This window comes from Janthinobacterium sp. 35 (genome assembly GCF_002754575.1).
Classification (GTDB): domain Bacteria; phylum Pseudomonadota; class Gammaproteobacteria; order Burkholderiales; family Burkholderiaceae_D; genus Janthinobacterium; species Janthinobacterium tructae.
Genome location: NZ_PEFN01000001.1, coordinates 4,017,739 through 4,042,187, shown reverse-complemented (window position 1 = coordinate 4,042,187; position 24,449 = coordinate 4,017,739). Strand labels below are relative to the sequence as shown.

The following is a 24,449-nucleotide window of genomic DNA, read 5'->3' as shown; positions in this document are numbered from 1 at the left end:
GTATAGCCAAGCATGGCCGTTTCAGCAGGACAGCACATTCAGCCAAACAAGCCATGCAAAAACCAGCGCGGCGCGGCGTCTTCTGCGCTGCCGGCGATGCGTTCGCGGTAGACCCAGTAATGGGCATGGTCGCGTCCTTCCGCAATAAAATAATCGCGCGCCTGCGACTGGCCCCACCAGCCCGCCTCGATGCGCTCGGCAACGGACACCATTTTCAAAGGCGAGCCATAGAAGGGCCTGTGTTCGCGCATCAACAGGGCGATGGGCTGGGCCAGCAGCCAGCCGGGACGGGGCATGCCGGGCAAGCCGGGCGGCAAGTCGGGTAGCGCGCTTCTTGAAACGGGCTTGGCCGGCAGCGGCAGCCACTGGTTGGCCGCTTCGGGCCGGTAATCGGCGCGCGGCACTGCCTGCAAGACATTCTCGGTGCCCAGGCGCGCCACCAGCAATTCCAGCAAGCGCTGGCGCTCCTGCGGCGTGCCGCCCGGCTCGGGAAACAGGCTCTCGCTGGGCGGCGCCATCGGCTGCACCTGCAGCGCTTCCAGGGTCAGGCCGATCACGGGGGCGTCCAGCACCAGCTGCGCCAGGCGCTCCTTGAGCAAACGTACCAGGTGCTCGTCGCGCCAGACGGCCTCGCCCAGCGCCAGGTCGATGACGGTGGGCGCGCGCGCCACCCTGCCCCGCTCGTGCGCCAGCAGCAGCTGTATGCGCTCGACGGCAAATTGCCGCGCGCACAGCCAGCCCGTCATTTGCTGCAGCAGGCGGCGCGCGCCGAACAGCAGCGCGTCCGCGTGCTCGACGCGGTCGAACAATTCCAGGCTGGCGCGAAACGTGGGCGGCGCTTCGAGCCAGACGAACAGTTCCGTGCTGTGGCCATGCGCGTCGTCGAGCATCTCCAGCACGGCGGCGCCGCAACGGCGCTGCAAGCCGGGCCGGGGCAAGTGGCGCAGCTGCCCCAGGGTGCGGCAGCCGATGCCCTCGAACCAATCGAGCCAGGGGCGTGCGGGCGGCAGCAAGGCGCACGGCAGGCCGTCGAGGCGGCGCACCAGACTGGCCATGCTCAAGGTCCGGCCCCGGCGCGTGCCGGCGCGCGCCAGCAGCCAGGCGCCGCGCGCCGTGGGCGCACACGACAGCTGGGCCGTATAGCCCAGCGCGCGCAAGCTGGCCGCAATCTGCCGGCACAGGGCGCGCACGCCGCCGAACAGGCGCAGGCTGGCGCCCGCGTCGACCAGCAGGGTCGCTTCCTCGCCCTGCGCCACCAGCGGCGAGTATTGCAGCAGCGCCAGCGCCACCGCTTGCAGGGCCTGCGCTTCCAGTTCGGGCGAGCGTTCGTGCAGGCGCGCCTGCGGCGCCAGCATCAGCACGCCGCCACGGCGCATGCCCGGCTTGACGCCGGCCGCCCGCGCCAGCGGCGACAGGGCCATCACTTGCTCCTGCTCCAGCACCACGCCCAGCTGGTCAGCCGACCAGCGCGGGCAAAACACTTCGAGCGGAAGCCGGGGCAGGCACAGGCCGATCCAGAGTCGCATGGCGTCGCAATAATGAAGGAGGTTGCAGGGGCAGGAACAGGGGCGCGTCGCGCTGCGGCCCCCTGCGCTTGATGAAGCCGATCTCGATGCCGCCGGCGGCCGGGCGCACGGACAGGCGCAGCGGCGCCGGCGACGCATCCTGCGCGCCGTGCAAGGGGCGCAGCATGCAGAACAGGGTGTTGCCGCCTTGCGCGGCCAGGTGCAGCCGGCGCAGGCTGTCGGCGCGCACGTGCGACTGCCAGAACAGCAAGGCGCCGCAACTGCCGCTGCGCAAGATGTTTTCCGCTGCCCACAAGGCATCCTTGCTGCCGGCGCTTTTGAGCCACAGCAGTTGCGACGGCGCCAGACCCTGCGCGGCCAGGGCCAGCGCCTGCGGCGGATGCGGTGGCTGCAGCAGCACGATGGGCAAGCCCGGCAGCTGCGCCAGCGCGGGCGCCAGCAGCCGCAATTCGCCGCTGCCCGGCTGCTGCACCAGCAGATCGATGAGGCTGCCGCTGGGCCAGCCGCCGCCGGGCAGCTGCGCCGACAGGGCGGCAAAGCCCGTGTCCAGGCAGCGCGTGGCGCCCTGCCCCAGCTGCGATGCGCGCCATAAAGACGGGTGCAAGGCTTCCGGCGAGGCCATCAATTGTGAATGTTGCATCATTAGATAGAGAGATAAATACTGTATGCATATACAGTACTATCCAGTCCCGCTTTTGGCAAGGATTATCTGTCGGATAGCGTGCCCGGGGCCGCTCCGCCACGTCCGAAAAACCCCGTTTCTGGCATCGATTGCTGTACCATAAGCACTCTCCTTACCGTCTGGCAAAGTACCAGTCGGCTTCCTCCGTCCATAAGGAAATGCATTTGACTACCATCCAACTCATCAGCGCCATCGTCTTCGGCCTTGCGCTCATCCACACCTTCGCCGCCAAGTCGTTTGAAACATTGTCGCAGCGCCACCCCCGCCATGCGGGCTTGCTGCATTTGCTGGGCGAAGTGGAAGTCGTGTTCGGCTTCTGGGCCTTCATACTGATCATCATCATGGCCTTTGTCTCGGGCGGCGAGGCGGCCATCGAGTATGCCGAATCGCGCCAGTACACGGAACCGCTGTTCGTCTTTGTCGTCATGGTGGTGGCCGCCTCGCGCCCCGTGCTCGACGCCGTGCAGCGCCTGCTCAAGGGCGTGGCGCGCGTGATGCCGCTGCGCACGGAACTGGCCCTCGTCTGGCTGGGACTGGCGCTCGTGCCCCTGACGGGCTCGATGATCACGGAACCGGCCGCCATGACCCTGGCCGCGCTGATGCTGGCGCCGCAAATCTTCCGTCCGGGCATCCCCGAATGGCTGAAATATGGCGCGCTGGGCGTGCTGTTCGTCAACGTTTCCATCGGCGGCACCCTGACTTCGTACGCGGCCCCGCCCGTGCTGATGGTGGCCACCACGTGGAACTGGGACAGCGCCTACATGGCCAGCCATTTCGGCTGGAAAGCCGCCATCGCCGTGCTGGTCAACGCCACGGGCGTGAGCATCTTGCTGCGCAAATACCTGCACAGCAACACCTCCGATATCAAGCCGAAAGCCGGCGAAGTAGAAGCGCCGAAAGTGCCGCTGGCCGTCAGCCTCGTGCACATGATCGTACTGGCCGGCGTGGTGGCCCTGGCGCACCATCCCGTGCTGTTCTTCGGCCTGTTCCTGTTCTTCCTCGGCTTCGTACAAGCGTATGAGCGTTATCAAAGCCCGCTGATCCTCAAGGAAGGCTTGCTGGTCGGCTTCTTCCTGGGCGGCCTGGTGGTACTGGGCGGCATGCAGCAATGGTGGCTGCAACCCATCGTCTCCAGCCTGGAACCGCTAGCCCTGTTCTTCGGCGCCCTGGGCTTGACGGCCATTACCGACAATGCGGCCCTGACTTACCTCGGTTCGCTGATCGTCGGCATGACGGACGAAGCAAAGTACATGCTGGTGGCTGGCGCCGTGGCCGGTGGCGGCCTGACCGTCATCGCCAATGCGCCGAATCCGGCCGGCGTATCCCTGCTGCGCCGCGGCTTCAAGGATGAATCGATCGGCGCCGTCGGCCTGCTGGCCGGCGCCCTGCTGCCGACGGCCGTGGCAGCCCTGGCCTTCCTGGCGTTGTAGTCACCGCAGTGCGGCGGCCACCCTGGCCGCCGCTTTAATCGCCTTCGTACACGAGAAAATGCAGCCGGTCATAGAACAGGCTGTAGGCATAGTCGAACGTGCCCACGCTGCGAAACCCCTTGTGCAGATACACGTGCAGCGCTTCGCTCTTTTCCCACACCGTCAGCGTGATGCGCGCACAGCCCTTGCGGCTGGCCAGGTCGCGTATTTCATGGAACATTTGCCTGAACAAGCCCTGGCCCCGGTATTTCTCGTCGATGGCCAGGCTGCTGACGAAACAGTCGTCGGCGCGCGCATGCGCGAGCACGAAGGCGTCATACGCATCGTCGAGCGCCTTCATGTCGTCGCGGTAATATGAAACGGCGCCGCAGGCCTGGAACTCATCCATCGTCGCGGCCGTGAAAAAGCCGATGAAGCGCCCATCCTCGTCATGCAAGCCGTGGATGTGCGCCAGATACGGGTCGATGTTTTGCCGCCGCTGCAGCTCGACGAACTGCAGATTGAGTTTATTTCCAAAAGAACAGTATTCGAGGTAGCTGGTGGCAAACAGCAATTTGGCCATGCGGTTCTTCACCTCGTCGCCCAGCAGTTCACCCGCCACCAGCTTGAGCGGCGCATGCGACAGCAGGTCCGCCTGCACCTCGTCACCTGGCGGGGCCACATCGCCGATGGCCGGCATACGGCTGCCGTGGCGGCCCACAGTGGGGCGCCAGAAGTTACCAACGGCAATATGCTGCGAACGGTGGGCCAGCAGGTAGCGGCAAAAGACGGCATTCACGCGGTCGAGCTGCGGATCGTCCGACAGCACCGAGTAATAATGGAAGTGATCGATGTCGGCCCGCAGCTGGGCTGCATAGGCCATGCGCGGCACTTCCTCGATGTCGAATACATCGACGATGTCAGGCAGGCGCAAAGGATCGTCGAGTTGCCAGTCGAGTTCATCGAGCCGCGCCACGCAGCACGCATACGCGCGCCGCTCCTCGTCGCTGAGCGGGATGTGCATCTCGGTAATGATATCGTCCAGCAAGCGCATGCCGCGGATGCCGCCCGCCACCGCTTCGCGCACGCAGTCATACAGCACGCAATAGCGCTGGTAGAACTCGGCATGGCTGAGCACGGTCACGCCCAGGTTTTTCTTCCATTCGGCATAGAACTGGCTGAACAGCTGCGCTTCGAATTGCGGGCAGGAATGGGGAATTTCCCCATCGATGCGCGCATACGCGAGGTTCACATTGCGCTGGATCACACGCAGCGCGGCGTCGTTCTTCTTGGCAATCAACATGCCCGTTTCATCGAGAAACAGATTCATCCAGCTGACATGCCGGCGCTCTTCACTGTCATCAGCGTTGCGCTGGAAGTAGTCGGGCACTTCCGGCTTCATCAGGAAAATCGTCGCCGGATTGTGCGGAATCGTATCGACATCCATGTACATGCCGCCGTATTCGCACATGATGAGGATGCGGAAATAATCGGACAAGGTGGCGAAGTAGCGCTGCGCATGCAGGGTATCGAGGATATCGAAGCGGGCCGGCGCAAAGTCCAGCGCCAGCGCGCGCAGCGAGTTGATGTGCAAGGTCGTGCCGCCGATGGCGTAGCGGCCTATCGTGTAGCGCCCGGCACCGCCCGTGGGGCTGAAGCGCGCGTCATGGCGCAGCTGCTGCGCATCCCAGACCCACAGGATGGAGACATACGGCGCGCCGCCGTTGTGCCGCACCTCGTCGAGCGCCGCGCCCCACTGCCCAATCGCTTCACAGGCGATGGCCGGCAAGGGCCCGCCCATCCAGATGCGGTGCAGGTAGCGCTCGTCGTCGCCCAGCGCGCGCGTGGGAATGCAGCTGAGCGAGGAACAGCTTGCCGCATTGAAATACGTAAAATTTCCGGCGACAAAGCTGCGCAGGGCGGCGATGCCCGCCTGGTGCTCCGCGGCCAGTTGTTCCAGGTCGCTGCCGGCCGGCCGGACATCGGCCAGGGTGATGTAATCGAGTTTCAGCCGGTGGATACGGAACTCGTATTCCAGGCTGAAAATCTTTACTTGATCGTGTTTTGAAGCCAGGTCATCTATTTTCATGGGCGCACCATTTTCCACAGGAGAGTGTCAATCAACGTCGCAGGAGGTAAAACAAGGGCGGGAACATGCGCAGCGTGGCGCCATCAGTGCCGGGCCAGCCGCACCGCGCCTTCCCCGCGCCCCGCCATGCCCCGCGTAAACAGCAGCAGGCAGGCGGCGATGACCACGATGACGGGGATATTCAGTAGCGCATACGTTTCCAGCGCATAGCCGAAGCGCTGGCACAGCACGTTGTACAGCTGCAGCCAGGCGGACAGATAAATGCAATACAGCAAGCTCATGGCGGCCGTCGTCAATGTCATCGATTCCTTGCTGGCCGTGAGCGCGCTGCGGATCAGGGCGCCGTTGAACAGGCCGAAGCCGATGGAATAGACAAACATGCAAGCGGCAAATACATCCACGTGATGGCGCCCCAGACCCGCGCCCAGCATGCCGGCGGCCGCGATCAGCCCGCCCAGGCGCAGCAGATGGACGAGGGGGAAATCCTGGCGCAGGCGCTGGATGGCGATGCTGCTGAGGACAAAGCCGGACAGAATCACGCATTGCAGCGCGATATACGTGGCGTAGGAGGCGCCCATCTCCTGCAGCACGAAGAGGGGCGAAAAGCCGATCCAGGCCGTCAGAGGCACGGTGGCCAGCCCGGCCGTGAACATGCCGAACATGAAGCGCCCGTTGCTAAAAATGGAGACATAGCTGCGCACGATGGCGGCCAGGTCCAGGCGCGTGACGGTCGGCGCCGTGCGCGGCATGCTCTTGAACAGGCCCAGTAGAGACAGCAACGCCAGCAGGCCGGAGAGGAAAAACACGTAGCGCCAGTCCAGCTGGCTGATGATGGCGCTGCCGAGGATGGGGCCGGCCAGGGGCGCGAGGATGGTGGTGCTCGACAGAATGCTGCTGAGCTTGACGGCCGCCATGTCATCGAACAGTTCATGGATCATGGCATAGCCGATGAAGATGAAGCAGCAACCCATGCCCTGGATGAAGCGCAGGGCGAGAAATTGCTCGATGGAATTGGCAAACGGCACGGCCAAGGTGGCCAGCAGGAACAAGGTATTGCCAGTCAGCACCAGCTTGCGCTTGCCGATCGTGTCGGCCAGGGGACCGAGGAAAATCTGCAGCGAACTGCCGCCCAGCAGATACAGGCTCAGGGACAGGGGGACGAATTTTGCCTCCGCCTGGAACTCGCCGACGATGCCCAGCATGGCCGGCATGATCATGTCGTTCGACAGATAGATATTCAACTCAAAAACGAGGAAAAACGCAAAAAACCACAGCAACTGCCTGGACTGGATGGACATGGTGCGTTCCGTAACGTGGGTGGCTGCCGTCAGTGCGTATCTGCCGTCGGGGCATGGGACGGCGAACACGGATTACACTGAAAACGTGTACCAATTGTATACCAGTTAGGATTTTTATCGCCTGTTTTTGCGATTTTTAAATACCGCAGCGATACCACTTAAAAAATCGAGGGCAGCGCGGCAGACGCTGCCGGGGCCCAGGAGGGCACGGCCGGCGATGGGGGAAGGCAGTAGCGATGCGTACCAGTGCCTGCCGCGCCGTTGCGACGCGCGGCAGGCTGGCTTAGCGGCGGCGGTGGCTGGCGAAGAAATCGAGCAGCATCTTGCTGGCGTCGGGCTTGGCCTTGTCATTGAACGGCAGGCTGGCGTCGCCGCCGCTCCACGCATGTTCAAGGTGCTCGACCTGCGCCACGCGCAGCAGCACCTCCTGGCCCACCTGATAATCGTGCAGCGCGTACGCATGGGCCGGATTGCGCCCGCCCGCCGCGCCGCCCGGCAGGCGCTGCGCCGTCACCAAGGTATCGGCTGGCAGGCGGTTCACGCGCACGCTCTGGCGTACCAGCTGCGTCTGGTTAATGGGCCGCACCACCTTGTCGGCCAGCCCTTGCAGCAGGATGGTCGGCAGGCGGGGAAACGCGGGCTGGCGCGCCAGCACTTCATCGATGGCCACGTCGGCACGGGCGGCAGCGCCATGCTGCATCACGCCCAGCGCGCCGATCAGGTTATGCCCGGCGCCAAACACGGGTCCCGAATGCAGGCCCAGCGCGGCAAACAGATGGGGATGGTTCAGGGCCACGATATGCGCCATGCCGGCGCCGGCGGAAATGCCGCAGATATAGATGCGCGCGCGGTCGATCGCGTAGCGGGCCGCCACTTGCTCGATGGCGCCGACGATCAGGCGCACGTCGCCGCCACCCTCCTGCGTCAGCTTGTCGTACCACTTCCAGCAGCGGCGCGCATGCGAACGCAGCGATTGCTGCGGATACAGCACGGCATAGCCCTTGCGTTCGGCCAGGCGGTTCATGCGCGTGCCTTCGGCAAACTGCGTGGCGCTCTGCTCGCAGCCATGCAGCATCACCAGCAGCGGCCGGCCCCGGCTGCGCATGGCGACGCTGGGCGCCTTCTCGGGCAGGTACAGGAAATACGCCAGGCGCCGGCCCGGCAACTTCCCCAGCTCCGGCAACGGCGCATAGTGGGCGGCCAGCCACTTGCCCGGCGGAGGCGCCGTTCGCTTGCGCACGCGCGGCGGCGACAGGGGCGTGGCAAACGGCGCCAGCGCGGGCACGGCGTCGCTGGCGGGCCTGGCGCGCGGCGTCGGCCTGGGCTTGGCCACGCTCTTGCTGCGGGGTTTGGGTTTAGGTTTAGGCGTGGGCTTGGCCGGCACGGGCCCGAACAGCACCTTGGCCAGTTTGGTCGCCGTACGCTGCTGCGCCTTGCCGGCGCGCAATAGCCCGCGCAGCCATTTGGTGGCGGGCTTCACCATGGACCCCTGCCTGCGCGTTGCCGTGGCGCCTGGCGCTTGCCCATCCCATTGCGTCGTTGCGTCATCAGCATGTACGGCCTCCCCGGTTGAGAGCATAGAGTACCGCAATTGGCCACGCGCTCTGTGCGCTTGCGCTCTTAAGAAGTGCCCTGGGCACCATTGAGGCAGATCAAGCGCTACCTGGTGCGTATGCTTACTCTGGATGTTCGATCAGCACTTCACACGAGGAGAAAACACCATGAGCTATCTGGACCGCGATATCCTGGGCATGTACCGCAACGACGACGGCCCGGGGCCGGCCCTGATGGGGGCCGACACCCTGCTCGGCGACGATGTCTACAATCACAGCGACGAGGAACTGGGCGACATCAAGGAAATCATGCTCGACATGCGCACGGGCCAGATCGCCTATGCCGTGCTGTCGTTCGGCGGCATTCTGGGCATGGGCGACAAGCTGTTTGCCGTGCCCTGGGAACGCCTGACCCTGGACCCCGTCAACAAGCGCTTCTTGCTCAACGTGGAAAAAAACCAGCTGAAAGACGCACCCGGTTTCGACAAGAACAACTGGCCCGACATGGGCAGCGATGCGTGGAACCAGCAGATGGAAGCGTTCTATGGCAGCGGCACGCGCTACGGCAGCGGTGTCATGGCAGCGGGCCGCATGCAGTCCAGCAGCGACCTGCGCGGTGGCGCCAGCTTGCAATCGGGCAGCGACGGCAGCATGTCCGGCACCTCCATGAGCGGCAGCCGCGCCGGCACGGGCAGCAGCCAGGGCGACCTGGGCTCGCGCTCATCGCTCAGCGATGATGGGCGCGACGAGCGTAGTTAAGGGACCAGGCAGACAAACCCGACAGGCAAGGGCTGGGGTCGTACCCTGAGGGTATGAGGTGTCCCGGTTTTAATGGAGAGTCACTCCCTCGCGGTGCGGGGGATTTTTAATCGATGCGTAATGCACCTCAACCTCGATTGGGGTGCGGTATTTCAAGCTTTGATGCAAGCGCATCCGATTGTAATACACCTCGATGTAATCGACGATAGCAGCCTTGGCCTCTTCGCGTGTGGCATACGTCGTATTGTGCGTGATTTCGTTTTTCAGCTGCGAGAAGAAGCTCTCGGCCACGGCGTTATCGTGGCAGTTACCACGCCGGCTCATGCTGGGCCGCAACTGATGTTCCTGCAGCACGCTGCGATAGGCCGCCGATCCGTACACACTGCCCTGATCGGTATGACAGATCAGATTGGCAGGCGGCTTGCGCTGCGCAATGGCCATCCTCAAGGCCGCGATGGGTAGCATGGCAGGCTGCGACGTATCCATCGACCATCCCACCACCCGGCGTGCAAACAGGTCGAGCACGATGGCCAGATGCAGCCATCCTTCACGCGTACGTATCGACGTGATATCGCCCACCCAGGCCGTATTGGGCGCGGCAACATTGAACTTCCGTTGCAACAAATCAGGCGCTGGAGGCTCGGTGTGTTGATGTGTCTGCATGACACGAAAGCGCTGCCGGCGCATCGACGTAATGCCATCGAGCTTGCGCAGGCGTGCCACGCGGTGCTTGCCGCAGATGATTCCCTGCGCATGCAACAGCCGCCAGGTCTTGACCGCGCCCGGCGCACAGCGATGTTCTGCATGGAGGCGCTTGATGTCCTCGCGCAGCGCCAGATCGACAGTGTCATGCAAGCTGGGCAACCGTTTCGCGGCCGCATAATAACTGCTGGGACTGACCTGCAGTACCCGGCACATCGCGGCGAGCCGAAACTCGGCTTGGTGCGCGGTAATGAAAGCGTACTTGTGCTTTAACGCCGCGTTAAGTACGCATCGAGCTTTTTTAAGATGGCGTTCTCCTCCAGCGAAGCCTGCAGTGCACGCTTTAAACGGACATTCTCTTTGGCCAGATCCGTGGTCGAGACAGGCGTTACCACTTTCGGCGCCGGCAGTTCGCCAGCTTGCTTGAGCGCGGCAGCCCACTTGTACAGCTGATTGCGGCGGATGCCCAGTTCCAGCGCCAAGGCGGCCGGGCTGCAGCCAGGTTCCTGCATGCGCTCTACAGCAGTGAGTTTGAACTGCCTGGAGAAAACGGTGCGTTCCCGCCGCACTTGCGTAGCGGGAACAGCGTCTGATACGGCAAGCGATGGCTTCTTGGTCATGATGGATTCCTTTGGATGTCACTATTTTCTCAAATTAGTGACCCTCCATCAAATCCGGGCTAGCTCAGTACGACCCCAGTCTTTGCTTGGGGGTGAACCTACCGCTGCATGGACTCCCATACTTTCTGTAACCTTTTAGCAGAAACAGGCATCGGCGTCCTCAACTCCTGCGCAAACAGCGATACGCGCAGCTCTTCCAGCATCCAGCGGAACTCGACCAGTTTCGGGTCCGTATTCTTGCCGGCCTGGCGATCCTTGGCCTGACGCAAATACGGCGCGGCCGCCGATTGCCATTCGGCCATCAGCTTGGTGTCGCGCGCGGGGTCGGCGCGCAGTTTTTCCAGGCGCACATTGATCGCTTTCAGATAACGGGGGAAGTGCGCCAGCTGCGTGTACTCGTTTTCCGTCAGGAAGCGTTTATGCACGAGTCCTTGCAGCTGCGCCTGGATATCGGTGGCCGCCGCTGCGGGTATATTCTGCAGGCGCTTGGGCAAACCGTGGAATTCCGTCAGTACTTGCGACAGCAAGCGGGCGATTTCATTGACCAGCAGAACCAGGCGCGACTTGCCTTCCGCCTGGCGCTTGGCAAACGAGGCGGCGTCCAGCGGCAGTGGATCTTGCAGGCAAGCGATGTCGAGCGCCTTGTTGATGATTTGCTCGCGCAACTCTTCCTGCGACCCGAGGGCCATGAACTGCATGCCCATCTGTTGCAGGCCAGGGATGCTTTTCTCGACGTATTTGATCTGCTCCTTCATTTGCAACGCGAACAGGCGGCGCAAACCGACCTTGTGCGTGCGCGCGGCCACGGTCGGGTCGTCAAACACTTCCAGGTCGCAATGCGTGCCCTTGTCGACCAGCGCGGGGAAGCCGATCAGGGTCAACTTGCCCTGCACGATTTCGAGCAACTCCGGCAATTCGCCAAAGGTCCAGGCCGTCAAGCCCATGTGCTGCGAGACGGTGGCATTGCTTGACGCCGGCGCGGCCGCAGTGGCAGTAGCGGCGCCCTTGCCTGCTGCCACTGTAGCGCTCTGTGCCTGCAGCCGCGACGCCACTTGCGCGCCCGCCACCTTGGCACCGGGCGTGCCCGTGCCCGACACGCCCGACACTTCGGCCAGTTTCTGGAAACTCTGGCGCGCCTGGCCGCCGAATTCCGCCTGCAGGGTGGCCAGGTTGCGGCCCATGTCCAGCTGGCGGCCATGCTCGTCGATCACCTTGAAATTCATGAAGTGATGGGCAGGCAAGGTTTCCGGCTTGAAGTCCGTCGTCAGCACGTTGATGGTAATTTGCGTGCGGATATCGAGGATGATGGCGTCGATCAGGTCACCGCGGCCAAACACGCCCGCTGCATGCACGCGCTCGCAGAATTTCGCCGCATAGTCAGGCAGCGGCACGCAGTGGCGGCGCAGCTTTTGCGGCAAGGATTTCAATAGCAGATGCACTTTTTCCTTCAGCATGCCCGGCACCAGCCATTCGCAGCGCTCGCGCGGCAACTGGTTCAGCGCATACAGCGGCACGGATAAGGTCACACCATCGCGCACGCTGCCCGGCTCGAAGTGGTACGTCAGGCCCATTTCCAGGCCCGTCACGGACATGGTTTTCGGGAACAAGTCGGTGGTCACGCCGGCCGCCTCGTGGCGCATCAGCTCTTCGCGGTTCAGATACAGCAGCTTCGGGTTCTCGCGCGTGGCTTCCTTGTGCCATTTTTCAAAACCGGCGCCATTGCACACGTCCGCCGGCAGCAGCTGGTCATAGAAAGCGGCGATCAATTCATCGTCGACCAGCACGTCCAGGCGGCGCGATTTGTGTTCGAGGTTTTCAATGTCCTTGATCAGCTTGTGATTGTGCGCAAAAAACGGCGCGCGCGTGTCGAAGTCGCCGCCGACGAGGGCGTCGCGAATAAAAATTTCACGCGCTTCCGGCAAGTTGAAATTGCCGTAATTGATGCGGCGCTGGCTGTACACCACCAGGCCATATAAAGTCGCGCGTTCCGAAGCCGTCACTTGCGCCGAACGTTTTTCCCAGCGCGGCTCGCCCCACGATTTTTTCAGCAAATGTTCGCCGACTTTTTCCAGCCATTCGGGCTGGATCTGTGCCACGCAGCGCGCGTACAATCGCGTGGTGTCGACCAGTTCGGCCGCCATGATCCACTTGCCCGGCTTTTTCAGCAGCGAGGAACCGGGCCAGATATGGAACTTGATGCCGCGCGCGCCCAGATACCCGGCACCCGGCTCGTCTTCGCCCTTGAAACCGATATTGCCCAGCAAGCCGGTCAGCAAGGCCATGTGCAGGTTGTCATAGGTGGCCGGTGCTTCGTTCAGGCGCCAGCCCTGCTCCTTGACGATGGTCAGCAACTGCGAATGCACGTCGCGCCATTCGCGCAAGCGCATCTGCGACAGGAAATTCGTGCGGCAATTGTCCTGCAGCTGGCGGTTGGTTTTCTTGTGCTCGATGGCGGACTCGAACCAGCGCCAGATTTTCAGGTAGCTCAAAAATTCCGACTTCTCATCGGCAAACTTCTTGTGCGCCTCGTCGGCCGCCTGCTGGTGCTCCATCGGCCGGTCGCGCGGGTCTTGCACGGACAGGGCCGCGGCGACGATCAGCACTTCCGTCAGACACGCGTTATCGAGCGCGGCCAAAATCATGCGGCCCACGCGCGGGTCGAGCGGCAGCTTGGCCAGCTTGTTGCCCAGCGGCGTGAGTTGATTGACTTCATCGACGGCGCCCAGTTCCTGCAGCAATTGATAACCGTCGGCCACCGCGCGCGCCAGCGGCGGCTCGATGAAGGGGAAGGTTTCCACGTCCGTCAGGTGCAGGGATTTCATGCGCAGGATGACGGCCGCCAGCGAGGAGCGCAGGATTTCCGGCTCCGTGAATTTGGGCCGCAGCAAATAATCCTGCTCTTCGTACAGGCGGATGCAGACGCCATCGGCCACGCGGCCGCAACGCCCGGCGCGCTGGTTGGCGGCCGACTGGGCGATCGGCTCGACCTGCAGCTGCTCCACCTTGTTGCGATAACTGTAGCGTTTCACGCGCGCCAGGCCAGCGTCGACCACGTAGCGGATGCCGGGCACGGTCAGCGAGGTTTCCGCCACGTTGGTGGCCAGCACGATGCGGCGCGCATTGCTGGTCTTGAAGACCCGCTCCTGCTCCTCGGCCGACAAACGGGCGAACAGCGGCAAGATTTCCACGTGCGGCGGATGGTGCTTGCGCAGCGCTTCGGCGCAGTCGCGGATTTCGCGCTCGCCCGGCAAGAACACCAGCACGTCGCCCGAGCCGATGCGGCACAGCTCTTCCACGCCATCGACGACGGCATCCATCAGGTCGCGCTTTTCGCGCGCGGCGGCCGTCCGCTGGCCAGGTTTGTCAGGGTTGGCGGCACCCGGCATGGCCACCTGTTCGCGCTCCACGGGACGGTAGCGCACTTCCACCTGGTACAGACGGCCCGACACTTCAATCACGGGCGCGGGTTTTCCCGGTGTGCCGAAATGGCGCGAGAAGCGTTCCGCATCGATGGTGGCCGAGGTGATGATGATTTTCAAATCGGGCCGGCGCGGCAGCAGCTGTTTCAGATAACCGAGCAGGAAATCGATGTTCAGGCTGCGTTCGTGCGCTTCATCGATGATGATGGTGTCGTAATTTTTCAACAGCGGGTCGGTCTGCGTCTCGGCCAGCAGGATACCGTCCGTCATCAGCTTGACGGAGGCGCCACGGCTCAGGGTGTCGGTAAAGCGCACCTTGAAGCCCACCGTTTCGCCCAGCGGCGTACCGAGTTCCTGCGCGATGCGCTTGGCCGTCGAGGAAGCGGCGATACGCCGCGGCTGCGTGTGGCCGATCATGCCCTTCTGGCCACGTCCCAGTTCCAGGCAAATCTTCGGCAACTGCGTCGTCTTGCCGGAACCCGTCTCGCCCGAGACGATGATCACCTGGTTTTCCATCAGGGCCTTGGCGATTTCGGCGCGCCGGCCCGAGACGGGCAAGTCTTCCGGATACGTAATCGGTGGCAGCGGATTGCGGAAAGCCTTTTCCGCCTCGCGCGCGGCGCGCGCTGCATCACGGCTTTCGCGGCTTTCCTGCCCCTCGCGCGGCGGACGCGGCGCGCGCTGCTGCTGTTGCTGTTTCTGTTGTTCCGTGCGCGGCGGCTGCGGCCTTTGCTGGCTCACGGGCGGGCGCTGGCGGCCCTGCGCAGGCGTGGCGGCAGGCGTGGCAATATCCGCACTGGCGGGCACATTTGCAACGTTGGAAGAAGGGGAAGACTTATTGCTGGCTGAAGACATTGTTTTTTTACAGGTATTTTAAGCGCGCACATCGCGCAGCGAATTATAATGCGCTTAATGGAAAACCCTACCCAATTCGTCCAATGGCTGCGCTCCGTCGCGCCCTACATCCACGCCTTTCGCGGCAAGACCTTCGTGGTCGCCTTCCCCGGTGAACTCGTCAGCGCCGGGGCGCTGCAGGTGCTGGCCCATGATTTGTCCCTGCTGCATGCGCTGGACATCAATGTCACCGTCGTCTACGGCTCGCGGCCGCAGGTGGCGGAACAACTGGCCTTGCGCAACGTCGAAGGCCGCTTCCACAACGGCGTACGCATCACGGATATCGCCGCGCTGGAATGCGCGAAGGAAGCTGCCGGCGAGCTGCGCCTCGATATCGAGGCCGCGTTCAGCCAGGGCTTGCCGAACACGCCCATGTCGCATGCGGCCATCCGCATCATTTCCGGCAACTTCATCACGGCGCGCCCGCTGGGCGTGATCGATGGCGTGGACCTGGAACTGACGGGCATCACGCGCAAGGTCGACGCCGAAACCATCCATTCCATCCTCGGTTCGGACGGCCTGGTGCTGCTGTCGCCGCTGGGCTTCTCGCCCACGGGCGAAGCGTTCAATCTGACCATGGAAGACGTGGCTTGCAGCGCCGCCATCGCCCTGCATGCGGACAAACTGATTTTCATCACGGAAACACCGATGATGGAAGACGCCACGGGCGTGGAAATCCGCGAACTGTCGTCGCACCAGGCCGAAGCCGTGCTGATGGCTGGATTCTTGCCCGACGCCACGGCGTTTTATCTGAAACATTGCGTCAAGGCTTGCCACAACGGCGTCGAGCGCTCGCACATCGTGCCGTTCTCGATGGATGGCTCGGCCCTGCTGGAATTGTTCACCCATGATGGCGTGGGCACCATGATCAGCCATGAAAACCTGGAAAGCCTGCGCCAGGCCACCATCGAAGACGTGGGCGGCATCATCAAACTGATCGAACCGCTGGAAGCGGACGGCACTTTGGTGAAGCGGGGCCGCGAACTGATCGAACGCGAGATCGATTATTTCTCCGTCATCGAGCATGATGGCGTGATCTTCGGCTGCGCCGCCCTGTACCCGTTCCCCGCGCAAAAGATGGCGGAAATGGCATGCCTGACAGTCAACCCGGAAGTACAAGCCCAGGGCGATGGCGAGCGCATCCTGAAACACATGGAAAACCGCGCCCGTGCCGCCGGCCTGAACAAACTGTTCGTGCTGACCACGCGCACCTCGCACTGGTTCAAGAAACGCGGCTTCGTGCCGGCCACCGTCGACGATTTGCCGAAAGACCGCCAGCATATGTATAACTGGCAGCGCAAATCCCAAGTGCTCATCAAGACACTCTAAAACTGAAAAAGCCCGGCATGCCGGGCTTTTTCTTTACTACACATCATTACTTGATATTCAGCGGCGCAAACGATTTGACCAGGTCATCGAGCGCCTTCAATTGCGCCAGGAATGGCTCCAGCTGGTCCAGCGGCAAGGCGCTGGGGCCGTCGCAACGGGCGTTGTCCGGGTCAGGATGGGCTTCCAGGAACAGGCCGGCGATGCCGACGGCCAGGCCGGCGCGGGCCAGGTCCGCCACTTGCTGGCGGCGGCCGCCCGACGCGGCGCCACCGGGGTCGCGCTGCTGCAGCGCGTGCGTGACGTCGAAGATGATCGGCAAGTCGTCGCAGGTTTTCTTCATCACGCCAAAACCCAGCATGTCGACCACCAGGTTGTCGTAGCCGAGGCACGTGCCACGGTCGCACAGGATCAATTGATCGTTGCCCGCTTCCTTGAATTTTTCGACGATATTGGCCATCTGGCCAGGGCTCAAAAATTGCGGCTTCTTGATGTTGATGACTTTACCGGTTTTTGCCAGGGCCACGACGAGGTCCGTCTGGCGCGCCAGGAAGGCGGGCAGCTGCAGCACGTCGACCACTTCGGCCACCTGCTGCGCCTGCCATGGCTCATGCACGTCGGTAATCACGGGCACGCCGAACGCCGCCTTCACATCCTGGAAGATGCGCATGCCTTCTTCCAGGCCCGGGCCGCGATAGGAATGGATCGATGAACGGTTGGCCTTGTCGAAGCTGGCCTTGAACACATAGGGAATGCCCAGTTTTTGCGTCACGCGCACATATTCTTCGCAGGCGCGCATGGCGAGATCGCGCGATTCGAGCACGTTGATGCCGCCAAACAGCACGAAGCTGCCGGTATTGCTGACGTCGATGCCATGGACTTTCACTGAGGTCATACGGATTCCATATTGGTTAATTGCTACTACTTGCTTGGACGAGGCGCAGCCAGCGGCTGGCGCGATAAGGCATCTTACTAGCTAGGACGGCGCAGATCAAATTTGATCCAGCGCAAGGGCGTGGCAAACGGCGCGTGGCCGGGCCGCGACGGCCCCGCGAGGGCAGGCGCAAAGTGCCTTATAATCACGCTTTATCTCTACACTGATTCAGGAGCACAGATGGCCCGCACGATCCACTGCATCAAACTCAACAAGGAAGCCGAAGGACTCGATTTCCCACCGTACCCGGGCGAACTGGGCAAGAAGATTTACGAATCGGTGTCGAAAGAAGCATGGGCCGCCTGGCTCAAGCACCAGACCATGCTGGTCAATGAAAACCGTTTGAACCTGGCCGACGCGCGCGCCCGCAAATACCTGGCCACGCAGATGGAAAAGCATTTCTTCGGCGATGGCGCCGATGCCGCCATGGGTTACGTGCCCCCTACCGAGTAAGTTTCAAGCATTCCCGCCCGTGGCCGCCGCGTCACGGGCAGTTTCACCTGCGTTTCACGCCCTGCCCCGCCGTTTCACGGCACCTCTTCCCCGTTTCGTCGCACACTGCTCGCCGCTCGCGCCGCTTGCAGGCACAGTACGTCCATCGACAACCTCACACCTAGGCGGACACCATGTTGCAGCACATCTTCAGCCACACCCCCCTCTACGTCTGGGCCATCCTGGGCTTTCTCGTGTACCGGGGCGTGCTGGCCAGCCGCGCACGCGAAGTGACTTTGCGCAAGCTGTGCATCATTCCCCTGGTCATGCTGGCCCTGTCGCTGAGCGGCGTGTACGGCAGCTTCGGCTTGGCCGGCAGCGCGCCGTTCGCCTGGGCCGCCGGCGCCCTGGCCGGTGCGGCGCTGGCCTGGACGCTGGCCGATACGCGCAAGATAGTGGCCATTCCCCAGCGGGGCAGCGTGCAGCGCCCCGGCAGCTGGCTGCCGTTGATCCTGATGATGAGTATTTTTTGCATGAAATATGCGGTCGCCGTGACCCTGTCCATCGCGCCCGCCTACGTTCATGCGAGCGGTTTCAGCGTGCCCGTCTGCCTCGCCTACGGTGGCTTCAGCGGCATCTTTTTGGGTGGCTTGCTGCGCACCGTGAGCGTGTACCGCCAGGCGCACATGACAAGCGGCCCGCAAGGGGCCGCCGTATAAGACAGGTACAACGCCGGCAACGCCGGCTATCACCTTAGTAGGCCAGCGTCCGCACGCCTTCCGGCATGCCCAGCAGGCAAACATTCGCGCCGCGCACGGCGAACAGGCCGACGGCGATGACGCCGACGATCTGGTTAATCTGCTGTTCCAGCGCCACCGGATCGGCGATCTGCAAGCCCAGCACGTCGATGATTTCGCCACCGTTGTCGGTAATGAAGGCTTCCGTGCTGCCCGCTTTCAGGCGCAAGCGGGGCGTGCCGCCCAGCGCGGCCAGTTGGCGCGAAACGGCGGCGCGCGCCATCGGCACCACTTCCACCGGCAGCGGGAAGGCGCCCAGGGTATCGACCAGCTTGGAGCCATCGGCGATACAGACAAACTGCTTCGAGACCGAGGCGACGATCTTTTCACGCGTCAATGCCGCGCCGCCGCCCTTGATCATGGCGCCGCTGGCCGTGATTTCATCGGCGCCGTCGATGTAGACGGCGATCGACTCGACGTCGTTGAGGTCGAAGACGGCAATGCCATGGCCTGCCAGGCGCGCGGCCGTCGCTTCGGACGACGCGACCGTGCCTTTGATGCGGTGCTTGATCTTGGCCAGTTCATCGATGAAAAAATTGGCGGTAGAACCGGTGCCGACACCGATAATTTCACCGTCAACCACATAATCAATGGCGGCGCGGGCTACGGCTTGCTTCAATTCGTCTTGGGTCATGACATTCAGGCTAAAGTGGGGAATAGCGCTATTTTAACGGATTGCCAGCCCGGCTTGCCGGCCGTGATGACTGACGCTGCGACGCGATACAACAGCTAAACGGGAAAACCTTGCCATAGAGCAATTCCCCACTCAATTACTCTCTATGGCCTTTAAAATATGCGAAAATGGAATGATCGACCGATATGACGTTTCAGGAATAGCACATGAATCACAGTAAACAGGTACTTGTTGTCGATGACAGCCGGGTTTCACGTTTGATGTCACATCAGTTCATCCTCAGCAAACATGCCGACTGGCAAGTGATTGAGGCGGCGACGGGTGAAGAAGCCCTGGAAAAAGTCAAGACAATCAGCCCTGTGCTGATATTACTGGATGTCAACATGCCCGGCATGGGCGGCGTGGCGGCGGCGGAACAATTGCGCACACTGTGTCCGCAAACACACATCATTCTCGTCACGGCGAATGTGCAAAACGCCATCCGCAACCGCGCCAGCGAGCTCGGCGTCGGCTTCATGGAAAAACCGATCACGGAAACGCGCATCCATCAGCTGATCGAATCACTGGGACTGTGAGCATGATCAATCTCTCCGAACTCGAAAACGACGCCCTGGTAGAGATATTCAACATCGGGGTGGGCCATGCGGCCGCCTCGATGAGCGAGATCGTCAATGAAGAAGTGACCATGTCGGTGCCGTCGATCACGTTCCTGAACCGTGCCGACGCGGCCGCCCTGCTGGGCAGCAAGAAGGATGGCGAACGCATCTGCGGCGTCAGCCAGCATTACGATGGCGCCTTCGCCACCGAAGCCATCCTGATGTTCCCGGAAGACAAGAGCCTGGAAATCGTGCGCCTGATGGTGGGCGATGCCATGCCGCTGCAGGAACTGACGGAGATGGAACAGGAGGCGATGAGCGAAATCGGCAACATCATCCTGAACTCCTGCGTGGGCACGCTGGCCAACCTGTTCGACAGCGAACTGCATGGCTCGCTGCCCCTGTACCACGTGGGCACCAGCGCGGAAATCCTGTCCTCGTTCGGCGGCCGCGATGACGAAGCCGTCGTGCTGATGCTGCATATCGACTTCGTGCTGTCCAAGCACCAGATCCACGGCTATGTCGCCTTCGTGCTCGACCTGTCCGCCTTGCACGACCTGAAACAGCAGGTCAGCCACTATCTGGCCAAGGTTCTGGGACAGGCGTGACGATCATGCCGGATGCCTTACACCGACTCGCCCTGCTCGAAAGCATACTCGGCGCCGTCAACCTGGGCGCCATCGTGCTCGACGAGCAGCACCGCATCGTGCTGTGGAACCACTGGATGGCGCGCCACTCGGCGTGCCGGGCCGACGCCGTGCTGGGGCAGGACTTCTTCGCCGTCTATCCGGAACTGCGGCACAAGCGCATCGATTCAGCCATCACCCAGGCCCTGCGCGACAATTTCCAGTCGCTATTGTCGCAAACGCTGCACAAGGCGCCATTTGCCCTGTACACGCATGGCGTGGCCGCTGGCACGACGGAAGGCCAGGAACGCATGCAGCAAGCGATCGCCGTCACGCCGATCAATTTACCCGCTTCGCCGCGCCACTGCCTGATCCAGATCAATGATGTCAGCATCGCCGTGGGCCGCGAAAAGCTGCTGCGCGAACAGACCATGGTCTTGCGCTCGCAAACGTTTTCCGACGGCTTGACGGGCATTGCCAACCGCCGCCACTTTGACGTGGCGATCGAGAAGGAAATGCGGCGCGCCATGCGCACGGGCAGCCCCCTGTCGCTGCTGATGATCGATATTGACCATTTCAAGGATTACAACGACCATTACGGGCACCAGCAGGGCGACGATTGCCTGATCCGCGTGGCAGCCGAACTGGCCGCCATGCTGCAGCGCCCTACCGACCTGCTGGCACGCTATGGCGGCGAGGAATTTGCCGCCATCTTGCCCGACACGGACGCCGCGCAGGCGCTGCGCATGGCCGAGGCGATCCGCGAACGGGTGGCCGAACTGCGCATTGCGCATGCCAAGACGGACAATGCGGTCAAGCACATCACGGTCAGCATCGGCATCGCCACGCAGCACCCGCAGCAGCAAGTGGCCATCTCCGCTCTGATCGGCGCCGCCGACCGGGCCCTGTACCTGGCCAAGGGCGCCGGGCGCAACCGTGTGATGGTACAGCCATTGTAGGAAATACAACACCCGGCAAAGGATTCCAGTAGACATCTTTACGGCGTGTGCGTAGACTCGTAATTGATTGCAGCAACAACAACAAAAATTTATCTTTGGTATCTATCCATGCGCATGGCCAGCCCATGCGGGACACGGCCAGGAGCGCTTGTGAATCTCGATCCTCCCTTCAAATCCGGCTTGCCGGGTGCTGGCATGGATACGACCATGGTGAATGGCATGCGCCTGCTGCTGTCGAGCGCTACCTTGCTGACCCTGTTCATCGACCCCGAAAGCGCCGGCAGGCTGAGCAAGATCACCTGGCTGATCTTTTCCGCGTATACCCTGCACAGCCTGCTGCTATATGTGCTGGCCGTCCTGGGCCTGAGTTTGCCGGAAGATATTCTGCTCTACTGGCTGGACGTGGCCTGGTATGCACTGATCGTATTCTCCAGCAGCAACCACAACAACCTGTTTTTCCTGTTTTTCTTCTTTGCCATCCTGACCTCGTCATTCCAGCGCGGCTTCGAAGAAGGCGCGCGCATCACCCTCGCTTCGGCCGGCCTGTTCGCCGCCACCGCCCTGTTTGGCGAAACGGATGCGGAACTGTCGCGCCTGCTGCTGCGCGCCACTTTCCTGCTGGCGCTCGGCTACATGATCGCCTACTGGGGCGGCTCGGCCATCACGCAGCGCAGCCACCTGGCGCTGCTGCGCGATGTCAGCCAGCTGTCCAATCCGCGCTTCGGCGTCGACCAGACCATTGGCTCGGTGCTGGAAAAAACCCGCAGTTATTTCAACGGCCGCAGTTGCCTGCTGGTCATGCAGGACAAGGGCACACGCGTCTGGTCGCTGCGCAGCGTACTGCATACGGCAACGGGCATCGTGCACACCAGCTCGCTCCTCAGCGACGATGCGGCCAGTCCCCTGCTCGCTTTCGCGCACGATAAGATCGCGCTGTACAACCAGCCCGTCAGCGCCTGGCTGCCGTGGACAGGCGGCGCGCGCATGCTCGATCCCCACAGCGGGCGCTGGCTGCGGCATGACGACGCGGCAGCCGCCCGCCTGGCCGAACTGCTCGAAGCGCACGCCTTCATCAGCGCGCCGCTGCCCTTGCGCAATGGCAAGGGGCGCATCTTTATCGTCTGCGCCACCAGCATGAGCAAGACCGACGCCCTTTTCCTCAGCCATATCGGCGCGCAGGCGTTTCCCGTCATTGAAAACATCGATCTGCTCGACCGCCTGGCATCGCAGGCAGCCTCGCGCGAGCGCGAAAAGATCGCGCGCGACCTGCATGACACGGCCGTGCAGCCGTATATCGGCTTGCGCCACGGCCTGGCCGCCCTGCGCAATGAAGCCATGCCGGGCAATCCGCTGCTGCCCGAACTGGAAAAACTGATCCTCATGTCGGGCCAGGTGATCGCCGACCTGCGCAGCTATGCGCGCACCTTCAAGAACGGCCAGGTGCAAAGCGAGCCGGAACTGCTGGTCGCGCTACGGCGTCAGGCGGCACAGATTCACGAATTCTATGGCATCGACATCACCCTGCATATCGAGGGCGACCTGCATATCAACGACCGCCTGGCGGCCGAGGTGTTCCAGATCGTCAACGAGGGCATGAGCAATATCCGCAAGCATACCTCGGCACGCCACGGCGCCGTCAAGCTGACCTGTGTACAGGGCGCGCTGCACATCAGCATCGACAATGAATGCGCGGCCGCGCACGTGCCCGATTTCCTGCCCGACTCGCTGGCCGAGCGCGCCGCTGCCCTCGGTGGCAGCGCCCGCGTCACCCACAGCCGCCTGGGCCACACTTCCGTGCAGATCGAGATCCCGATATGACCGACATGAATGAACGCCTGCACCTGCCCGACGTCCACCCCCACAGCAGCATCCGCGTCATGCTGGTCGACGACCACAAGACCATGCTGTGGGGCCTGGAACGGCTTATCGGCGGCGAACACTCGGGCATGCGCGTGGTCGCCACGGCGTCCGACAGCGCAGCAGCGCTGGCACAGGCGCTGGCGCTGGAACCCGATGTCATCGTGCTGGACCTGGACCTGGGCGGCGTCAGTTCGCTGGCCATCCTGCCCGCGCTGGCGCAGTGCGGCAGCACGCGCGTGCTGGTGCTGACGGCCAGCCACGACCAGGCCACGCTGGACCAGGCCATCCTCAAAGGCGCGCGCGGGATCATCAGCAAGGATGCGCCGGCCGAGATGGTGCTCAAGGCCATCGAAAAGGTCTACCACGGCGAACTGTGGCTGGAGCAAGCCATGCTGGGGCGCATGATGACCCAGCTGACGCAGCCGGGCGGCGCATCGGCGCACGCCATCGCCGTGGCCAGCCTGACATTGAAGGAAAGAAAGATCATCGCCGCGCTGGTGCACGGCAGCGGCACGCCAGCCAAGCTGCTGGCGGACCAGCTGTTCATCTCGGAACACACCTTGCGCAACCACCTGACGTCGATCTACCGCAAGCTGGGCGTGTACAACCGCCTGGAACTGTACGCCTACGCCACCAAGCATCAACTGGGCGAATTGCCGCCCGCCAGCTGATTCCCGTTCCCGCAGCCGCATCCCCTCACAGGGCGCCCGCTTTGCCAGCGTAGCGCCAGGCATGCGTTCGGCCTGCGCGTGCCAAGCCCAGCCATGACAATTGTCCCGAAAAAATCGAGCATATCCTCCCTGCCGGAAAGGGAGGTTCTTCTGATGTAGATCAAGCTGCCCACTTCTATATTGGTGTTACCGGAGTGCATATCACACGCCACGGTCCACCACGATACGGAGCACGGCATGCGCCTAGCCAAGTTTCTTCCTGCATCACTATCCGCCTATTTGCAGGGCAAGGAAAAGGCCGCCTTCTACCGCTATGCCCTGGTCGCCGCACTGCTGGCCGTGATCTGCATCATCGGGCTGCTGGCACTGGGAGTAAGCCCGTAAGGCAGCGTTTCGCGGAAATACCCCTGCAAGACAGCAATGCCGTTTCACTCACCGTAGTTCCTCAACCACCAGGAGTTGTCATGAACCTCATCAAAAACTTTATCCGCGAAGAAGATGGCGTGACCGCCATTGAATATGGCCTGATCGCCGCCTTGATCGCTGTCGTGATCATTGTTGCCGTCAAGCTCATCGGCACGAACCTGAACATCATCTTCAACAAGGTCGCTACTGCCCTGGTTCCCGCCGCGTAACAGACCACAAGCCGGGCTGGCCCTGTGC

The 24,449-nt window shown here is 62.7% G+C and carries 22 protein-coding genes; 12 read left to right on the top strand and 10 right to left on the bottom strand.

What is annotated here, in order from left to right; translation table 11 throughout:
- Positions 1-38: 38 nt before the first annotated feature.
- Both CLU93_RS18025 and imuA read right to left on the bottom strand, forming a co-directional pair.
- Positions 39-1,526, bottom strand: coding sequence for a Y-family DNA polymerase (locus CLU93_RS18025; RefSeq protein WP_099762718.1), 1,488 nt, complete (start codon positions 1,524-1,526; stop codon positions 39-41).
- Positions 1,456-2,166, bottom strand: coding sequence for a translesion DNA synthesis-associated protein ImuA (gene imuA / locus CLU93_RS18020; RefSeq protein ID WP_099764452.1), 711 nt, complete (start codon positions 2,164-2,166; stop codon positions 1,456-1,458). The genes CLU93_RS18025 and imuA overlap by 71 nt, the downstream gene beginning before the upstream one ends.
- 206 nt (positions 2,167-2,372) lie before the next feature.
- Here imuA and CLU93_RS18015 point away from each other — a divergent pair, with 206 nt between their 5' ends.
- Positions 2,373-3,638 (top strand): putative Na+/H+ antiporter, encoded by a 1,266-nt coding sequence (locus tag CLU93_RS18015; protein WP_099764451.1) that lies wholly within the window; start codon positions 2,373-2,375, stop codon positions 3,636-3,638.
- Between the two features lie 34 nt (positions 3,639-3,672).
- On the opposite strand, the gene CLU93_RS18010 is transcribed toward CLU93_RS18015, so the two are convergent.
- The 3 genes from CLU93_RS18010 to CLU93_RS18000 all read right to left on the bottom strand — a co-directional run bounded on the left by CLU93_RS18010 (position 3,673) and on the right by CLU93_RS18000 (position 8,487).
- The gene (locus CLU93_RS18010) at positions 3,673-5,706 is read right to left on the bottom strand and encodes a GNAT family N-acetyltransferase (protein WP_099762715.1); all 2,034 of its coding nucleotides are present in this window, start codon (positions 5,704-5,706) and stop codon (positions 3,673-3,675) included.
- Positions 5,707-5,789: 83 nt separating this feature from the next.
- Complete coding sequence (locus CLU93_RS18005; RefSeq protein ID WP_099762711.1) at positions 5,790-7,004, bottom strand: MFS transporter; 1,215 nt, start codon at positions 7,002-7,004, stop codon at positions 5,790-5,792.
- A 283-nt stretch (positions 7,005-7,287) separates the two neighbouring features.
- The gene (locus tag CLU93_RS18000) at positions 7,288-8,487 is read right to left on the bottom strand and encodes an extracellular catalytic domain type 1 short-chain-length polyhydroxyalkanoate depolymerase (RefSeq protein WP_099762708.1); all 1,200 of its coding nucleotides are present in this window, start codon (positions 8,485-8,487) and stop codon (positions 7,288-7,290) included.
- Positions 8,488-8,725: 238 nt separating this feature from the next.
- Between CLU93_RS18000 and CLU93_RS17995 the strand changes: the two genes are divergently transcribed.
- Complete coding sequence (locus CLU93_RS17995) at positions 8,726-9,316, top strand: PRC-barrel domain-containing protein (RefSeq protein WP_099762706.1); 591 nt, start codon at positions 8,726-8,728, stop codon at positions 9,314-9,316.
- A 69-nt stretch (positions 9,317-9,385) separates the two neighbouring features.
- Here CLU93_RS17995 and CLU93_RS17990 read toward each other — a convergent pair whose 3' ends face one another.
- The 3 genes from CLU93_RS17990 to hrpA form a co-directional block, all read right to left on the bottom strand.
- Entirely contained in the window at positions 9,386-10,270 is an 885-nt protein-coding gene (locus CLU93_RS17990) for an IS3 family transposase (RefSeq protein WP_243420400.1), read from the bottom strand.
- 17 nt (positions 10,271-10,287) lie between these two features.
- Positions 10,288-10,638, bottom strand: coding sequence for a transposase (locus tag CLU93_RS17985; RefSeq protein WP_099759988.1), 351 nt, complete (start codon positions 10,636-10,638; stop codon positions 10,288-10,290).
- 98 nt (positions 10,639-10,736) lie between these two features.
- Positions 10,737-14,912: an ATP-dependent RNA helicase HrpA gene (gene hrpA, locus CLU93_RS17980; RefSeq protein WP_099762703.1), complete on the bottom strand. Its 4,176-nt coding sequence runs from the start codon at positions 14,910-14,912 to the stop codon at positions 10,737-10,739.
- Between the two features lie 57 nt (positions 14,913-14,969).
- Here hrpA and argA point away from each other — a divergent pair, with 57 nt between their 5' ends.
- Complete coding sequence (argA, locus tag CLU93_RS17975) at positions 14,970-16,280, top strand: amino-acid N-acetyltransferase (RefSeq protein WP_046685875.1); 1,311 nt, start codon at positions 14,970-14,972, stop codon at positions 16,278-16,280.
- A gap of 46 nt (positions 16,281-16,326) precedes the next feature.
- Here argA and kdsA read toward each other — a convergent pair whose 3' ends face one another.
- Entirely contained in the window at positions 16,327-17,172 is an 846-nt protein-coding gene (gene kdsA / locus CLU93_RS17970; protein ID WP_071075913.1) for a 3-deoxy-8-phosphooctulonate synthase, read from the bottom strand.
- 219 nt (positions 17,173-17,391) lie between these two features.
- Between kdsA and CLU93_RS17965 the strand changes: the two genes are divergently transcribed.
- On the top strand, positions 17,392-17,664 hold the full coding sequence (locus CLU93_RS17965) for an oxidative damage protection protein (RefSeq protein WP_034750797.1): 273 nt from the start codon (positions 17,392-17,394) through the stop codon (positions 17,662-17,664).
- Between the two features lie 173 nt (positions 17,665-17,837).
- Positions 17,838-18,362 (top strand): DUF6622 family protein, encoded by a 525-nt coding sequence (locus tag CLU93_RS17960; RefSeq protein ID WP_099762700.1) that lies wholly within the window; start codon positions 17,838-17,840, stop codon positions 18,360-18,362.
- 34 nt (positions 18,363-18,396) lie between these two features.
- Here CLU93_RS17960 and rpiA read toward each other — a convergent pair whose 3' ends face one another.
- Positions 18,397-19,074: a ribose-5-phosphate isomerase RpiA gene (gene rpiA, locus CLU93_RS17955; protein WP_099762697.1), complete on the bottom strand. Its 678-nt coding sequence runs from the start codon at positions 19,072-19,074 to the stop codon at positions 18,397-18,399.
- A gap of 206 nt (positions 19,075-19,280) precedes the next feature.
- Here rpiA and CLU93_RS17950 point away from each other — a divergent pair, with 206 nt between their 5' ends.
- The 7 genes from CLU93_RS17950 (at position 19,281) to CLU93_RS17925 (ending at position 24,421) form a co-directional block, all read left to right on the top strand.
- Positions 19,281-19,649 (top strand): response regulator, encoded by a 369-nt coding sequence (locus CLU93_RS17950; protein WP_099762694.1) that lies wholly within the window; start codon positions 19,281-19,283, stop codon positions 19,647-19,649.
- A gap of 2 nt (positions 19,650-19,651) precedes the next feature.
- Positions 19,652-20,278 carry a chemotaxis protein CheC gene (locus CLU93_RS17945; protein ID WP_099762691.1) on the top strand — a complete coding sequence of 209 codons (627 nt, stop codon included), beginning with the start codon at positions 19,652-19,654 and terminating at the stop codon, positions 20,276-20,278.
- A gap of 5 nt (positions 20,279-20,283) precedes the next feature.
- On the top strand, positions 20,284-21,255 hold the full coding sequence (locus CLU93_RS17940) for a sensor domain-containing diguanylate cyclase (protein WP_099764450.1): 972 nt from the start codon (positions 20,284-20,286) through the stop codon (positions 21,253-21,255).
- 150 nt (positions 21,256-21,405) lie between these two features.
- Positions 21,406-23,073 carry a sensor histidine kinase gene (locus tag CLU93_RS17935; protein ID WP_180287875.1) on the top strand — a complete coding sequence of 556 codons (1,668 nt, stop codon included), beginning with the start codon at positions 21,406-21,408 and terminating at the stop codon, positions 23,071-23,073.
- Positions 23,070-23,786: a response regulator gene (locus CLU93_RS17930; RefSeq protein ID WP_306594830.1), complete on the top strand. Its 717-nt coding sequence runs from the start codon at positions 23,070-23,072 to the stop codon at positions 23,784-23,786. Before CLU93_RS17935 ends, CLU93_RS17930 begins: the two co-directional genes overlap by 4 nt.
- Positions 23,787-24,023: 237 nt before the next feature.
- On the top strand, positions 24,024-24,170 hold the full coding sequence (locus CLU93_RS28240) for a hypothetical protein (protein ID WP_157751248.1): 147 nt from the start codon (positions 24,024-24,026) through the stop codon (positions 24,168-24,170).
- A gap of 80 nt (positions 24,171-24,250) precedes the next feature.
- Entirely contained in the window at positions 24,251-24,421 is a 171-nt protein-coding gene (locus CLU93_RS17925; protein WP_096237373.1) for a Flp family type IVb pilin, read from the top strand.
- Positions 24,422-24,449 lie beyond the last annotated feature (28 nt).

What these genes read in the sequence shown, in the direction of transcription:
- CLU93_RS18025 (WP_099762718.1), bottom strand. Translation starts at nt 1,526, where the DNA reads ATGCGACTCTGGATCGGCCTGTGCCTGCCCCGGCTTCCGCTCGAAGTG.
- imuA (WP_099764452.1), bottom strand. Translation starts at nt 2,166, where the DNA reads ATGCAACATTCACAATTGATGGCCTCGCCGGAAGCCTTGCACCCGTCT.
- CLU93_RS18010 (WP_099762715.1), bottom strand. Translation starts at nt 5,706, where the DNA reads ATGAAAATAGATGACCTGGCTTCAAAACACGATCAAGTAAAGATTTTC.
- CLU93_RS18005 (WP_099762711.1), bottom strand. Translation starts at nt 7,004, where the DNA reads ATGTCCATCCAGTCCAGGCAGTTGCTGTGGTTTTTTGCGTTTTTCCTC.
- CLU93_RS18000 (WP_099762708.1), bottom strand. Translation starts at nt 8,487, where the DNA reads ATGGTGAAGCCCGCCACCAAATGGCTGCGCGGGCTATTGCGCGCCGGC.
- CLU93_RS17995 (WP_099762706.1), top strand. Translation starts at nt 8,726, where the DNA reads ATGAGCTATCTGGACCGCGATATCCTGGGCATGTACCGCAACGACGAC.
- CLU93_RS17985 (WP_099759988.1), bottom strand. Translation starts at nt 10,638, where the DNA reads ATGACCAAGAAGCCATCGCTTGCCGTATCAGACGCTGTTCCCGCTACG.
- hrpA (WP_099762703.1), bottom strand. Translation starts at nt 14,912, where the DNA reads ATGTCTTCAGCCAGCAATAAGTCTTCCCCTTCTTCCAACGTTGCAAAT.
- argA (WP_046685875.1), top strand. Translation starts at nt 14,970, where the DNA reads ATGGAAAACCCTACCCAATTCGTCCAATGGCTGCGCTCCGTCGCGCCC.
- kdsA (WP_071075913.1), bottom strand. Translation starts at nt 17,172, where the DNA reads ATGACCTCAGTGAAAGTCCATGGCATCGACGTCAGCAATACCGGCAGC.
- CLU93_RS17965 (WP_034750797.1), top strand. Translation starts at nt 17,392, where the DNA reads ATGGCCCGCACGATCCACTGCATCAAACTCAACAAGGAAGCCGAAGGA.
- CLU93_RS17960 (WP_099762700.1), top strand. Translation starts at nt 17,838, where the DNA reads ATGTTGCAGCACATCTTCAGCCACACCCCCCTCTACGTCTGGGCCATC.
- rpiA (WP_099762697.1), bottom strand. Translation starts at nt 19,074, where the DNA reads ATGACCCAAGACGAATTGAAGCAAGCCGTAGCCCGCGCCGCCATTGAT.
- CLU93_RS17950 (WP_099762694.1), top strand. Translation starts at nt 19,281, where the DNA reads ATGAATCACAGTAAACAGGTACTTGTTGTCGATGACAGCCGGGTTTCA.
- CLU93_RS17945 (WP_099762691.1), top strand. Translation starts at nt 19,652, where the DNA reads ATGATCAATCTCTCCGAACTCGAAAACGACGCCCTGGTAGAGATATTC.
- CLU93_RS17940 (WP_099764450.1), top strand. Translation starts at nt 20,284, where the DNA reads ATGCCGGATGCCTTACACCGACTCGCCCTGCTCGAAAGCATACTCGGC.
- CLU93_RS17930 (WP_306594830.1), top strand. Translation starts at nt 23,070, where the DNA reads ATGACCGACATGAATGAACGCCTGCACCTGCCCGACGTCCACCCCCAC.
- CLU93_RS28240 (WP_157751248.1), top strand. Translation starts at nt 24,024, where the DNA reads ATGCGCCTAGCCAAGTTTCTTCCTGCATCACTATCCGCCTATTTGCAG.
- CLU93_RS17925 (WP_096237373.1), top strand. Translation starts at nt 24,251, where the DNA reads ATGAACCTCATCAAAAACTTTATCCGCGAAGAAGATGGCGTGACCGCC.